The organism is Lutispora saccharofermentans, from assembly GCF_024363565.1.
Taxonomy (GTDB): Bacteria; Bacillota; Clostridia; order Lutisporales; family Lutisporaceae; genus Lutispora; species Lutispora saccharofermentans.
Map to the genome: position 1 here is coordinate 59178 of NZ_JAJEKE010000013.1, position 14474 is coordinate 73651.

13 protein-coding genes are annotated in these 14474 nt (G+C 41.9%); 7 read left to right on the top strand and 6 right to left on the bottom strand.

Annotated elements, in window-relative coordinates:
- Window positions 1-98: 98 nt before the first annotated feature.
- The 3 genes from LJD61_RS13815 to LJD61_RS13825 are packed head-to-tail and all read right to left on the bottom strand — an operon-like array spanning window position 99 to window position 4311.
- Window positions 99-1001: an ABC transporter permease gene (locus LJD61_RS13815; RefSeq protein WP_255228134.1), complete on the bottom strand. Its 903-nt coding sequence runs from the start codon at window positions 999-1001 to the stop codon at window positions 99-101.
- Window positions 998-1927, bottom strand: a complete 930-nt coding sequence (locus LJD61_RS13820; RefSeq protein WP_255228135.1) for an ABC transporter ATP-binding protein — start codon at window positions 1925-1927, stop codon at window positions 998-1000. Before LJD61_RS13820 ends, LJD61_RS13815 begins: the two co-directional genes overlap by 4 nt.
- A complete protein-coding gene (locus LJD61_RS13825) occupies window positions 1927-4311 on the bottom strand; it encodes a hypothetical protein (RefSeq protein ID WP_255228136.1) in 2385 nt (794 codons plus the stop codon). The genes LJD61_RS13820 and LJD61_RS13825 overlap by 1 nt, the downstream gene beginning before the upstream one ends.
- Window positions 4312-4737: 426 nt before the next feature.
- On the opposite strand from LJD61_RS13825, the gene LJD61_RS13830 reads away from it, so the two are divergent.
- Complete coding sequence (locus LJD61_RS13830) at window positions 4738-5907, top strand: class I SAM-dependent rRNA methyltransferase (protein WP_255228137.1); 1170 nt, start codon at window positions 4738-4740, stop codon at window positions 5905-5907.
- A 4-nt stretch (window positions 5908-5911) separates the two neighbouring features.
- Here LJD61_RS13830 and LJD61_RS13835 read toward each other — a convergent pair whose 3' ends face one another.
- The gene (locus LJD61_RS13835; RefSeq protein ID WP_255228138.1) at window positions 5912-6463 is read right to left on the bottom strand and encodes a hypothetical protein; all 552 of its coding nucleotides are present in this window, start codon (window positions 6461-6463) and stop codon (window positions 5912-5914) included.
- A gap of 182 nt (window positions 6464-6645) precedes the next feature.
- Here LJD61_RS13835 and LJD61_RS13840 point away from each other — a divergent pair, with 182 nt between their 5' ends.
- A complete protein-coding gene (locus LJD61_RS13840) occupies window positions 6646-9222 on the top strand; it encodes a calcium-translocating P-type ATPase, PMCA-type (RefSeq protein ID WP_255228139.1) in 2577 nt (858 codons plus the stop codon).
- Window positions 9223-9262: 40 nt separating this feature from the next.
- Here LJD61_RS13840 and LJD61_RS13845 read toward each other — a convergent pair whose 3' ends face one another.
- Window positions 9263-10267 (bottom strand): hypothetical protein, encoded by a 1005-nt coding sequence (locus tag LJD61_RS13845; protein WP_255228140.1) that lies wholly within the window; start codon window positions 10265-10267, stop codon window positions 9263-9265.
- Window positions 10268-10423: 156 nt separating this feature from the next.
- Here LJD61_RS13845 and LJD61_RS13850 point away from each other — a divergent pair, with 156 nt between their 5' ends.
- Window positions 10424-11074 (top strand): YigZ family protein, encoded by a 651-nt coding sequence (locus tag LJD61_RS13850; protein ID WP_255228141.1) that lies wholly within the window; start codon window positions 10424-10426, stop codon window positions 11072-11074.
- On the opposite strand, the gene LJD61_RS13855 is transcribed toward LJD61_RS13850, so the two are convergent.
- On the bottom strand, window positions 11071-11529 hold the full coding sequence (locus LJD61_RS13855) for a hypothetical protein (RefSeq protein WP_255228142.1): 459 nt from the start codon (window positions 11527-11529) through the stop codon (window positions 11071-11073). The genes LJD61_RS13850 and LJD61_RS13855 overlap by 4 nt on opposite strands.
- Window positions 11530-11710: 181 nt before the next feature.
- Here LJD61_RS13855 and LJD61_RS13860 point away from each other — a divergent pair, with 181 nt between their 5' ends.
- The 4 genes from LJD61_RS13860 (at window position 11711) to LJD61_RS13875 (ending at window position 14425) form a co-directional block, all read left to right on the top strand.
- Window positions 11711-11911 (top strand): hypothetical protein, encoded by a 201-nt coding sequence (locus LJD61_RS13860; RefSeq protein ID WP_255228143.1) that lies wholly within the window; start codon window positions 11711-11713, stop codon window positions 11909-11911.
- Window positions 11912-11923: 12 nt separating this feature from the next.
- Window positions 11924-12199, top strand: coding sequence for a spore coat protein (locus LJD61_RS13865; RefSeq protein ID WP_255228144.1), 276 nt, complete (start codon window positions 11924-11926; stop codon window positions 12197-12199).
- Between the two features lie 142 nt (window positions 12200-12341).
- Window positions 12342-13130, top strand: coding sequence for an IclR family transcriptional regulator (locus tag LJD61_RS13870; protein WP_255228145.1), 789 nt, complete (start codon window positions 12342-12344; stop codon window positions 13128-13130).
- A gap of 521 nt (window positions 13131-13651) precedes the next feature.
- Window positions 13652-14425, top strand: a complete 774-nt coding sequence (locus LJD61_RS13875) for a LamB/YcsF family protein (RefSeq protein WP_255228146.1) — start codon at window positions 13652-13654, stop codon at window positions 14423-14425.
- Window positions 14426-14474 lie beyond the last annotated feature (49 nt).

Here is a 14474-nt window from a genome sequence, read left to right on the forward strand (position 1 = left end):
AATCACATCCTTTTCTTAGAGCTCAGAACTCAGGATTCAGAACTCAGGTTTTTGGGTATTCCCTTTGGGTCGTGTTCTCCGTCCCCCCATTAGCCTATCTACCCATTTGCCTGTTTGCTTATTTGCTTATTTGCCCTGTTAATCCTGCCCTTTGTTTTAAATTTGCTTTTCAGAGGATTTATCTTATTGGCCGATAATAACAGCAATGATATAGACAATACAATATTAAAAATCAAATTGATCAGCCATGGGCTTACATAGCTGCCTGCACCCTGGCTGCCTATGCTGAATCCCGGGAGGAAGTCCAGGCTGCCCCCTCTGAACTGGCTCCACAAAAGAGAAGCAAAGCCCACGATAGGATTGGAATATAAAAGAGGAAAGACCCCCTTATAATCAAAATCTTGTATTGCACTCAGATACATGAGCGTAAGAAATATAGTGCCGAAGTACAAAAAGGCTATGGTGCCGTATGCCAGAACATTGGCGGCAGTGGTTCTTTTGAAATAGCAGGAGTAAAAGATGCCTATGCTGCCAAAGGTTATAGCGATTATAATAAAGAATCCAAAGAGCTCCAAAAGCTCCTTGAAGGATATCCCCCCGAATAGAAACACGATGGAAAATATGGGAAGGGATGCGACTATCAATAATATTATCTGGCTTATTGATGCAAAAAGCTTCCCTATCACTATAGAAAAAGGCGTCATCCTGGTGCAAAGCAAAAGATCCAGGGTCTGCTTTTCCCTCTCCCCTGATATTGCCCCGGTAGTAAGTGCCGGTGCGATAAAGGATATCAAGACGAACTGCATAATGGCAAGCCCGATATAGCTTCCCATAGCTAATTCAGAGTCTATTGTAGATCTATAATAATCCTGCCTGGCTATTATCATGACAAAAGAAGCCGTCAAAGCCAGGAATATCAGATATACGCCTATCATTCCGGCAGCCCGCCAGCCTCTCATTCGTATCTTCATTTCTTTGTGCAGCACTGGATTTATCTTCATTGCGCTTCCTCTCCCTTCGTCACTCTCATAAACACATCTTCAAGGTTGCCATCCATCTGGGCAAAGCTTATGACAGGGATATCTCTTTTTACCAGTTTCTTAAGAATCATGCTCATATCCTCATCATTTCCTTCGAAGCCGGCCTCTATGAAGCCCTCACCTTCTCTGGTGCTTGTGATCAACGGAAACTCGAGAAGCATCCTTTGCGCTTCCGCCGCTTTGCCGCTCAGCCTGATCTTTATATATTTCTTGCTGTATATTTGCTGCATTATATCCGATACTGTACCGCTTATGACGATCTTGCCCCTATCGATTATGCCTATGGAGGTGCAAAGCTCCGAAAGCTCAGGCAGTATGTGAGAGCTTATTACTATGGTCTTGCCCATCTCCCTGAGAGTGCGGAGGATCTCCTTCATCTCAACTCTTGCCCTTGGGTCCATACCTGATGCAGGCTCATCCAGAACCAAAAGCCTGGGGTTATGCACCAGGCTTCTGGCAAGGCAGAGCCTCTGCTTCATGCCTCTGGATAAGCTGTCTACATAGGCATCCCTTTTATCATTGAGATCTACCAGCTCCAGCAGATCGTTGCAAATCTTCTTTCTCTCGCCGACGTTCATACTGTATATGGACGCATAAAAATCCAGATATTCGGTTACCTTCAAATCATCATATACACCGAAAAAATCCGGCATATATCCTATTACCTCTTTTGCTTTTCTGCTGTTCTTTACCACATCTATGTCTTCTACAAAAACGCTTCCGCCGTCTGCCGCCATAAGCCCGCATATTATCTTCATGGTGGTGGTCTTTCCCGCACCGTTAGGCCCTACAAAGCCGAATATCTCACCCTCAGGCACGCTGAGATTCAGATCATCAACGGCAGTAAACCTTCCGTATTTCTTTACAAGTCCGCTTATCTTCAACATTACTTCACACTTCCCTTCACTGAAATCTGCGGAAGTCGAAATTCGCTGCCGTTTATTTCAAACATAAACCTGATGGCCTTGCTTTGATCTAAATATTTTTCCATACTTGCTCCTTCAATCTCAAAGCTGCTGAAATCTCCAGCCTCCCAATCCTTTATCCCTTCATTCCATATATACTGCTTTATATTTGGTTCCGGCTTGTCATAGCTTATGCTTATTGCTTTTGGTTCTATATTTTCATCTATTTTGAAAGAAACCTCTAATGTTCCGTTGCCGTAATACATATTGTTATAGGAATCATAATTACCATTCATCATGCTCCCTTTTATTACAGGCTGTATATATCCGAAGGGCAGTTCCACTTCTTCTCCGGGCTGCATGACCAGCTTCATATCTATTGCCGCCAAAGATTTCTCATAGCTTTTTATATCTTTCCCGTTTATCTTTACCTGGCCGCCTATGGGAGCTTTTGTCCAGCCTATCAGCTTAATGCCTTCTATCCCGGAAGATATATCAGAAAAGTAATATTCCAGTATATCCCTTTTTTGATTATCTTTTCGGAGCTGAGCAATATCACTATCCGTCAGCTTCTGCCCTCTGTTTCTTATTTGACGTACATTATATAAGCCCTCCATGAGATCATATTTGTTGCCGTAGTATTTTTCTGCCGCTCCGCTTATCTCCTTCTTCTCGCCGTTTTTTATGTCGCTGATATGCATATACTGGTAAGAAGATATTATATAGCAGTCCTCCAGGTCGAAGCCCGCTGAATTTTCAACAAACCCGGTAAACCCTGAATCTGCATAGCTTATTTCGCTCTTTATGCTGCCGGCAATATCCTCAGCATTATCCAGGGCCAGAGTCTTCATGCTCCATACCCCTATGTCATAAAATTCCACGCTTGCTTTCGGTGCCGCAGTGATCTTTGTTTCAACCTTTTTATCCTCCCAATTTGTATAGGAGCTGTCGGAATAACTCTGTCTCATCAGCGGTCTTATCTTGGTCCCTCCTACGCCTTCCGCCTTCAAATCCGTTTTGCTCGGTGTAAATATTCCCCCGAAGGATCTTGAGGTTAATTTCCCTGCGCTGTCACCGTATATGACAGATATTTTATTGAATATAGGTCCGGTAAGCCTGGTACCGAAGCCCACAAAGTATATGAAAACTGTGAATACTACAGACAATGCGGGTACTACTGCCCACATCAGCTCTCTCTTGTCCTTCTTTTTCAATGCAATATAGCTCACGGGAGCAGCGAGTAAAATATATACTGCAAATAATATGATGATTGTCTTATATCCGGGAAGCGGAAGCTCCGGGATGTTCCTCAGAGCTCTGTCAATCCTGTATTCGTAGCCTCGATCCATGGCCATATACTTTTCAAAGTATTCTCCTGAATAAACCGCCGGGGCTGCCCTCTGAAGCAGGGCTTCCATAAAGTACCTGTTGAGCTTCCAGGAGGATATGGGCTCAAGGCCCATATCAAAGGATAATAAAAGTATTCTCCCTTTGCCTTTGTCGATCTGCTGCGCTATATTTATTCCATTCTCGGAGATCAGGGCTTCTCCGCCCTTCGCCTTTATATCCAGCACCTCAATGGTTTCTGCAAAGCCGTCTCCTGCTAATGCGCCCAACCCCGCTGCAGATAGCTTGATCAAGCTTCCCCTTTCCCCGGTCATAAAATCATCCTTGAAAACCGATAGAGTCTTCCCTCCGTTAGGACCCGTCCCCAAGATCAAAATTCCGCCCTGGTTTACCCACCTTTTTAAGGTTTTATATTGCTCCTCATCCAACTTTGAAGTATCATAATCATTTATTATTATCGCGTTAAAGCCGTTCAGCACTTCAAGATCCACAGGAAAGGATTCCTCATTCAAGTCAGCCATTTTCATGCTGTTGCTTCCTTGAAGGTTTTTAAAGGTAAAGCCGTTCATATAGCCCAAATTTCCAGGGTTATCGCTTATCACCCCTGCAAGCATTACATTTTCTGCTATGCCCATGTCTATTCTCATATAGTGCTCATGCAGAATCTTTTTCCCTTCTACTATCCTCAGCTTTGTAGTAAGCAAGGACGCAGGTATGGGTATATTCATGGTATATTTTTTTACAGTATTTTGGGGGTGATTTATATTTATAGAGTAAATATTGACCGTCTCTACACCCATAGGGCCTGCCGAGCTGGGAATCTCGATTTGAATCTCCCCGTCAATATCCTTTTTATTATTTTCCACCGTTATGGTTACAGGAGTCGTAAAGCCTGTCCTGTAAACTTTATTGAACCCTATTTCCGTACTGACCTTAATACTTCCGTCATCTCCATATATAGGCATTATGCTTGTGAGCATCAATATTCCCATCAATAAAACCGCAATAATCTTCTTCATCATCATACCTCCAAAATTTAAGTCCCGAATGCATCATTAATTAAGACGCAACACTATCTAAAAAGTTACAAGTTTACATATATTAATCGGTTGTGGTAGCTGATAACAAGTATAAAGCTTCAAGGCTAAGACTTTGTAAGCTTGTATAGGGCTGCGTCAAAACTCGCATGCAGCGTTTGTCATTACTGTTAAAATTCAAGTGAGTTATGAGAGCTTTAGATTTAACAACATATAGGCTCAAACAGTTGACGCAGCTTTTCCTATACTTCGCTAACAAACTCTAAGCCTCTTCACAAAATACTCTTTTATCAGCTACCACAATGAGTTATATTAATACTATTGTACAATACTTTCGGGCAATGTAATATTATTAATATCAAGTCACGAGCTTTGAGTTCTGAATTTTAAGGAGGATAAAATAAAAATATGATAAAGCTTCAGCTGCAAAAGGGAAAAGATAAAAGGGTCGTTGAAGGCCATCCATGGGTATATGACAATGAAATCGATAAGGTCCATGGAAGCTATGACAATGGCGATATTGTCGATATATATGATTGGAAGGATAAATTCATCGGAAGAGGCTACATAAATGATAATTCAAAGATAAGAGTAAGGATACTGACCAGAAAGCAAGAGGAAATAAACAGGGAGTTCTTCAAAAAAAGAATAAATGATGCCTGGGAATACAGAAAAAGATTGGTGGACACAGCAAGCTGCAGAGTTGTATTCGGCGAAGCCGACTTCATTCCAGGCCTTATAGTCGATAAATTCGAAGATTATTTGAGCATTCAGACCCTATCCCTTGGCATAGAAAAATATAAGGATATGATCGTGGAAATCCTGGATGAGATACTGAATCCTAAAGGCATATATGAAAGAAATGATGTGCAGATCAGAGAATTGGAAGGTATGGAGCAAAAGAAGGGATTTTTGAAGGGGCCTTTTGACACCAAGGTTGAAATTACGGAAAACGAAGTGAAAATGCTTGTAGATATTGAAAACGGCCAGAAAACAGGCTATTTTCTGGACCAAAGGGAAAATCGGGCCGCTCTCAAGCCCCTTGTAAGCAATGCAAGGGTACTGGATACCTTTACCCATACAGGAGGCTTCGCTCTCCATGCCGCTCATTACGGAGCCCGAGATGTTATCGCAGTAGATATATCAGACCATGCAGCAGAATATGTAGCTGCTAATGCGGCTCTGAACGGTCTGCAGGGAAAGGTTCATGTGGTTTTGGCCAATGTATTCGACATATTGAAGGAATATCAGCAAAAGGGAGAAAAATTTGATGTGGTCATTTTAGACCCTCCCGCTTTTTGCAAGTCAAAATCAGCACTAAAAGGAGCCTATAGAGGTTATAAGGAAATAAACCTGAGAGCAATGAAGATAATAAATCCCGGCGGCTTCTTGATCAGCTGCTCATGCTCCCACTACATGTATCCCGAAATATTTCAAAAAATGCTCCTCGAGGCTGCCAAAGACGCGAAAAAAACACTGCGCATCATAGAGTCACGAGTCCAGGCAAAGGACCATCCCATAGTATCGGCCTATAATGAATCCCTTTACCTGAAGTGCGTCATAATGCAGGTATTGTAGGTCCTTACTCATTTTCCAGCATAAAAAGCTTCCACTGACCGTTTTCCTTTTTATAGTGGAGATACCATACAACAGGCTTGTTATTGCCTTCAAGTGTTATCTCCACACCGGCCATGGCTGTCTCACCCTCCGTATAGCACCAGCGCTGCCTGTAATCTGCCAGGCCTCTGTCCGTAGCCATATAGCCCTCTATCAGTTGACCGCCTCCTGTATATCTTATAAAGGATGAACCGTCGGGAGACTTGATATAGGCTGCATCTTTAGAAAGCAAGCCGTTAATAATATGTTCATCTCTTGCAAAACAGCTTGCGACAAAGTTTTGAGACATCTTTTCTATAGTCTCATCAATGATATCCTTCTCTGATTTTTCCATAGATATATCTGATTCCGACTTTTCCCCCGGATCAGCATTTTCTTCAACCTTAGGCTTTTTTATATTGGTAAATAACTGCCCGAAATACCCTCTATCAGCAAAAAAGAAGCTGGCTAAAAACACCAATAGCCCCGCTGCTATAATAAAAACAGGGATTCTGTATTTTGTTTTATTAAACTTCAATCCTATCCCTCCCAAAGCTTTTGCTCATATTATTTCCTGTCATGCATTTTTTATCCGATGGCTGATTTCTTTGTACATAATGTGCCTGTCTGATAACATATTATCCCCTTTTCAAGAATAATAATTGAACGAGACTTCATTCAGTGTTAAAAGGAAAAGCATAGGGAAAAGAGGGGACTAATATGGAAAACATAAATATCAACTGGGGAAAAGAGCCGCTGACTAAGGGGCTAAGCGAAAAAGAGGCTCTGGAGAAACTAAAAAAACACGGGTTCAATGAGCTGATAAAAAAGAATAAAAAAGGTCCTATAACTATTTTCGCTGAACAGTTTAAAAATCTCATGACATTAGTGCTGATAGGAGCCGCCCTGATATCCTGGTTTTTTGGTGAGAGAGCAGATGCAATAACCATACTGGCAATAATAGTATTGAACTCCATACTCGGCTTTATCCAGGAGTTCAAGGCAGAGCGCTCCATAGAAGCATTGATGGAGCTTTCTGCACCGGGGGCCAAAGTCGTACGGGAAGGCAAGCTGTCTCATATCAGTGCCAAATATGTGGTTCCGGGGGATCTGCTGCTCATAGAGGCAGGCGATAGAATACCTGCGGATGGAATAGTCCTTGAATGCACAGGTCTTATGGTAGACGAATCCCTGCTTACCGGAGAATCAGTCCCCGTAGAGAAAAAACCCAGGGGCTCTGACAGGGTGTTCATGGGAACCATATCCACGTCAGGAAAGGCAAAGGTCGTCACATATTCTACGGGTATGAATACGGAAATGGGTAAAATAGCCAACATGCTGCAGGAAATACCTGATGAATATACGCCGCTGCAAAGAAGGTTGGCTCAGTTAGGCAAATACATAGTAGCCATATGCCTTATCATATGCGCTGTAGTTTCAATAACCGGGATAATGAGAGGAGAAGAACCATACAATATGCTCCTCACGGGCATAAGCCTTGCAGTTGCAGCTATACCTGAAGGACTGCCTGCTATCGTCACTGTGGCGCTGGCTATAGGTGTCCAACGGATGTATAAGAGAAATGCACTGGTAAGAAAGCTGCCTGCAGTAGAGACGCTGGGAAGCACAACTGTAATATGCTCCGACAAGACCGGTACCCTGACCCAGAACAAAATGACGGTAAAAAAGCTGTATATAGGAGACAAGTTTATAGAGCCCCAAAAGGATAGATTCCCTTCTTCAGATGCTGTAAAGCTTTTTTTCACAGCTTCCGCAGTATGCAATGATGCTTTTTATGAAGAAAAGCTGATGGCGGAGCCGGAGAGCTCGGGAGACCCTACGGAGCTGGCAATACTCAAAGCGGCATGGACAGCAGGCATAAAAAAACCAAATCTGGATAAGGAATATAAGCGTATTCATGAAATACCCTTTGATTCTGACAGAAAAAGAATGACAGTGGCAGTGAAAAGGAAGAACGGTGAATCCTATGTGTTCGTAAAGGGTGCAGTAGACATTATCTTAGGCTTATGCTCCAAATATTATGGGCCTAAAGGGGAGCAGCCCATGACCTATCTGGATATGAAGAACATATTATCTGCAAATGAGAGGATGGCATCATCAGCCTTGAGAGTTCTGGGTGCAGCCTACAAAAAGCTTGATGGCTCAATAGACAAAAACTCACTGGAAAAGGATCTTATATTTCTTGGTATGACCGGCATGATAGATCCTCCAAGGCCGGAGGCTGCAAAAGCAGTTGAAACCTGTATCATGTCAGGCATCAGGCCCGTCATGATAACAGGGGATCACAAAATGACAGCGGCTGCAATCGGGAAAGAATTAGGAATTTTAACTTCAGAAAGCCAGATACTGGCCGGGAGTGAGCTTGATAAACTGAGCGACAAACAGCTTGAAAAGGCATCAGGCCGCATAGCAGTATATGCCAGAGTATCTCCGAAGCATAAGCTCAGAATAGTGAAGGCGTTGAAGGCTTCAGGCCATACAGTTGCCATGACCGGGGACGGGGTTAATGACGCACCTGCAATAAAAGAGGCAGATATAGGCATCTCTATGGGCATAACCGGAACCGATGTAACTAAGGAAGCATCTTCAATGGTGCTTTTGGATGATAATTTTTCCACCATCGTAGCTGCGGTTGAAGAAGGCAGGATCATTTATGACAACATAAGAAAATTCATTCGTTACTTGCTATCCTGCAATATTGGGGAAGTATTGACCATGTTTCTGGCTTCTCTTTTGTATATGCCTGTGCCGCTGATACCAATCCAGATATTGTGGGTAAATTTAGTCACCGACGGACTTCCTGCCATGGCATTAGGGATAGACCCGCCTGATAATGATATAATGCGGAGAAGGCCTCGAAGCAAAAAAGAAGGCATCTTTTCAGAAGGTCTGGGTTTAAAGATATTGATGAGAGGGATCGCCATCGGCTTAGGCACTTTGTCAGTATATGCACTTATGCTTTATCTGACATACAACGATATACAGAGAGCAAGGACCTGCGCCTTCGCTTCCCTTGTGCTCTCTCAGCTGTCCTTCGTATTTGAATGCAGGTCGGAGCATAGATCAATACTTAAAATCAACCCTCTGACCAATATATGGCTGATACTTGCTGTCTTGTGTTCCTTGGGGCTTTTGCTCATGGTCATCTATGTACCCTTCTTCCACACCATATTTGATACGGTTGCGCTTCGAGGAATCGAATGGATCATAGTAGTCTCCATGTCCTTGATATGGACGATAGTATCTGTATTCACTACCAAGAAAAAGCGCAGGTAGGAGAACGGAGAACGTGTTCTCCGCCTTCCCATTTCCATATTCATCTGAATAGTTGATAGTACAGCTTCCCCAGATTCATCATATAACCTACCAAGGCTTCGTTTCGTATAACACGTGAACAAGGCTCCGGCTTCAGAGGCTTTGCATTTTTCATCCTGCTTAAAAACTCTTCCAGCCTGGCCCTATTATTCATGATGCCGTCCAAGCTGAACAGTGAAAAGTCCTCCACACCGCATTCCTTCAAAATGCCTATATCCTTCTCAAAATCATCCATGCACTCATAATAGGGCTCGTTTCCCAGCTTTCCTATATTTGTGACCCCGACGGATACGGCCAGCTTGTCATTGAGAATTCTCTTCAAATAAGAAACCTGATGATATATCAAATAATCCACATTGACCTTCTTATATTTTTTCATCTCATTTCTTATCATCGTGGCATAATACATAAGATTGTATTTATCCCAGGGCACCTTAAAGACCGGTATTTCCAGGGCATTCTGCATCAGCTCACTGCCGAATCTGAGATCATAATAGCTATGGCGTATGCAGGTTGCATATCCTTCCAGACCTTTTTCCCTTATATAGCAGGCCGCATCGGTAAAAATATCCGTTGATTTTTTAAACCGACTCTTGTTGAGGTTGGAAGTAAGCATTCTCCCATAGGCTATTATGGGCTCAAGCTTGTTTCTGGGCGATCCGATACGCCTTATATCCTCCAGCGGAGATTCCATATCAATACACAATCCTTTGATCTTTAAGCCCTTGCTCTCAATCCTGCTCAGCAAAGCCTTTATATAATCAAAAAATTTTTGGGCATTTTGCTCGTTTACCCAATATCCCATATCGTCGGATAAGGTTGCCCAGATAGACACCGGAATTCCACTTTTATTGTATATCTCCAGCATTTTATAGAACTCGGAGCTATCCTCTCCATAATCAAGCCTATAATTTAACGTTACATCATGTTTTTTAAAAATGTCCAATATATGATCAGAGCAAACCTCCAGAGGCTTAGCAAACTCACACCAAATTCTTGTATCCATATGATCCTCCAAGTAAATTGATAAGAATATTATTAACACAATGAAAGGATATTAACAAGGATATTGACTATAAATACTATGTAATATTTTGAAACTGGCAAATATGTGTGCTTTATTGTATAATATGTGCTGAAAATACTTTTTTACAGGTGTGCTATGGAAAAATCATACAAAACGTTAAAGGAATACGGAGAGGCTTCTTTTATTGAGAGGAAGTCCCGGTTTATATCCTATTCAATGCCGGCAACCACTGAGGAGCAAGCAATAGAATTTTTGAATTCTATTAAAAAAAAGCATTATGATGCTACTCATAACTGCTATGCCTATATTTTAGGAGAAAGTGCCTCTATACAACGCTCCAGTGATGACGGTGAGCCTTCCGGCACAGCCGGAATGCCTATTTTAGAAATTTTACGAAAAGAAGGCCTCACTAATACAATTGTCGTCGTTACCCGCTATTTCGGCGGCATTCTCCTTGGTGCCGGAGGCCTCATAAGGGCTTACGCCGAAGGTGCAAAGCTTGCAGTCTCGGCAGCTGGAATTATTGAAGTGAGAGCCTTTTCATTTTTTTCAGTCCATATCGATTACAGCCAGCTGGGCAAAATCCAACGCGAATCTATGAAAAAGGAGTATTTAATAAAGGATATTCTTTATACAGACATGGTTGAAATGACCTTCCTCATACCGCCTGAGCAAAAGGATGCTCTCATAGGGGACATCAATAACTGGACCAATGGCAATGCCGTCATTGAGCATATAAAAAATGATATGATGAAGGTAGACCTTCAAACCGGCCGGCCGCTTTAGTAGTACCAATCATTATTGTAATAGTCGTAATTTCTTCTCCTGCGCCTTCTCCTTCTGCCAAGAAGTTCTCCTAAAAGCAAAACTCCTACCAAGTCCCTAAGGAATCTTCTGCGGCCGAACTGCCTCCCTTCCCACTGTTCCTCCATCTCAGGCATATCTGCAACTGCTTTGTCATATATCCTGTCCCCCATGCGCTCAAGCAGTTCTCTATCCGGATATTCTTCATACAACGGACTTTCTTCTGTTTCCATCCTATCCAGTTCTTTATTTATATAAGGCATGATCTTTTTGCAGCTTTCAGGGTGCATATCCTTAAAGTATTCTTCATCTCTATCATCTTCAGCATAAATATCTTCCATATCAGGCTCCATACCGTATTCCATACCCTGATACATCTGAGGTGCCATTGCCCAATTCATATTATTCATCATAGGGCAAGTCATCGTTCTATTCACAAACCTACCTCCTAAATCATACTTATTCTAATATATGCATGGTAAAAATTTACGTGCATGTTCAAACCTATCTATGAGAAGGCTTGTCCATATATAGATTTTGTTTCCACTAATAATTTTTTCATAATATATATAAAATATATGTGAAAATATTGAAATGAAATGAATGGAGGAAATGTACATGAACAATCCCCAGATAGAAGCAAAAAACCTTACAGTATTAGAAGATCAATTAAATTATGAAGCTCTGGCTGTAAAAAAATATCGGCAGGCTGCGCAGCAATGCACCAATGGAGAGCTTACAAATATTTGCAATGATGCGGCAGCAAAACACAAGGCCCACTTCGACCAGCTGCTCAATTATTTAAATTCTCACAAATAGGAGGAACTATAGATGAATAATAATGCACAGCTTAATGATCAAGATATAATGGATGATCTGCTCACCATGGAAAAACAAATAATATCTGCTTACAACACGGGAATAACAGAGTCTTCCTGTCAGAACTTAAGGCAGACGCTCACAAGCAACCTGCTGGAAACTCATCAGTTGCAATATACTATATTTGATACAATGAAGAAAAAAGGCTGGTACCAAACAAAGGATGCTCAAGATCAGGATGTAAATAATGCTAAAAATAAATATTCCAATATAAAAAATCAATTGTAAGAGCCGGTCAACGGTCATGCGCAGATAAAAATCCTATGCATGACCGTTACTTTTTTTTATGATATGATATAATAAGAAAAGTATTTAAGGCCAAATGCCTATTAAATAACTACAGTGCTTAGATATGAGTGGGGAGATTGCCATGCAAGAAAAAGAAAAAAAGGGCTCAAAAAATAACAGCCTGGATAAGGCACTATATCTTCTGAGCTATTTTAATTATGACAGGGATACCATCGGTTTAAGCGAATTATCCCGAATATCAGACATACCAAAGGCTACCGTATATAGAACACTGTCTACTCTGGAAAGCAGAGGATACCTGCAGAAGGTGGACGTGATGGGTAAAGAAAGCCAATATAAGCTAGGGCTTAAATTTCTGGAGCTTGGCAATATCGTCAGCAATAATATCGAGCTTAAGGCTATAGCCAGACCCTATATGGAAAGGCTTAGAAGTGCGATAAACGAATGCTCCCAGCTTGTGGTCCAAAGCAGCGATGAAGCCATATATATAGAAAAACTGGAATGCTCAAGGCCTGTAAAGGCTTATACAAGGGTGGGACGAAGAGCGCCTCTCTACGCAGGAGCCTGCCCTAGGGCAATATTTTCTTTTCTTCCTGATGAAGAAATTGACAAGATATTGAGCAAGGTTGAGCTTATAAAATATACAAAGAATACAGTTATAGATAAAGATGAGATCTGGAAAACAATCAAGGAAACAAGAAAGCTGGGCTATACCATAAGCTACAGCGAGCTGGCTGAAGAAACCTATGCCATAGGCGCTCCCATCATGGATTATACGGGAAATGTAGCAGGATCGCTAAGCATAGTGGGACCGGAAAACCGTCTTAATGATGATACCATCGACCTCTATGTGGCCGAAGTCTTGAAAGCCACTCGCGGAATATCCCAGGCATTAGGCTACAGGGGATAAGTAGCGGAATATATAAAAGTTTCGAGTTGCGTGTCGCGAAAGCTAGGGTAGCCCGCTGGAGTCATAGGGGAACGGAGAACACGGATGAACACGGTTTTCTATTTTCACTAATCCCATATCTAAGCCGGTTCGCAACTCGCATTCCTGCGGTGATATGGCATTAAAAAACATTTTCGTGTTTTTCAGTGCAAAATTCCGTATCTTTCAGTGGTTTCCGTTCCCAAGACCCCAGAGCCCAACCCTAATCTCCTGAGCTCTGAATCCTGAGTTCTTAATATCCGTGTATAGATATACATACCATTCTTCTTATAGCTGATGTATCAGCAGCCTTGAAAGATATGCTATTTCTTATGCATGTCTTTTTATTTTGAAATAATATTGGCCTGAAGTGAATATAATATATAAATAATCTGAGCATAGACAATCATTTAACAATGAAGGATTTTTCAGACTATTTGTAGAATCAAATTGTTATAATTAAATCGCCGGTTCATATTGTGAACCATTAGAGGAGGAATTTTATGTCCAAATTCGTTGATCTAAACAGTGATGTAGGAGAAAGCTTTGGCAGCTATAAACTTGGCCTTGACCAAGAAGTGCTTAAGCATGTAAGCTCGGTAAACATTGCCTGCGGATGGCATGCAGGAGACCCTCTGATCATGGATGACACAGTAAGAATGGCCGCTGCAAATGGATTAGGAATTGGCGCACATCCCGGTTATCCGGACCTTATGGGTTTTGGCAGGCGAAATATGGACATCACGCCAAAGGAAGCAAGGGTATACATGCTATATCAGCTGGGTGCTCTTCACGCTTTTGTCCAGGCCTCGGGCGCAAAGCTTCAGCATGTTAAGCTTCATGGAGCCTTTTACAACACAACCTCTGTAAAGCCGGATCTTGCTGAAGAAGTAATAAATGGAATTTTAGAATTTGATAAGAACGTAATATTATTGGCACTGTCTGGTAGTTATATCGCAAAGAGAGCCTTGGAAAAAGGTTTAAGGGTTGCCCAGGAGGTATTTGCAGACAGAGCCTACAACTCAGATGGAACCTTGGTATCCCGCAAGCTGCCCGGTTCAGTGATTCATGATAAAAATGAGGCTATCGAGAGAGTCAAAAAAATGGTATTGGCAGGTAAGGTCACTGCCATCGACGGGAAAGAGATATCTATAGCAGCCGATTCCATATGTGTCCATGGGGACAATCCGGAGGCTGTAAACTTTGTAAACACAATAAGAAAAAGCCTCGAAGCAGAAGGTGTTGAGCTAAAGCCTTTGAATCAATTTATCCGGTAGCTGAATGCTCCGAAATTGAATGTCCCCTAAATTGATAAGCTGTGCTAAG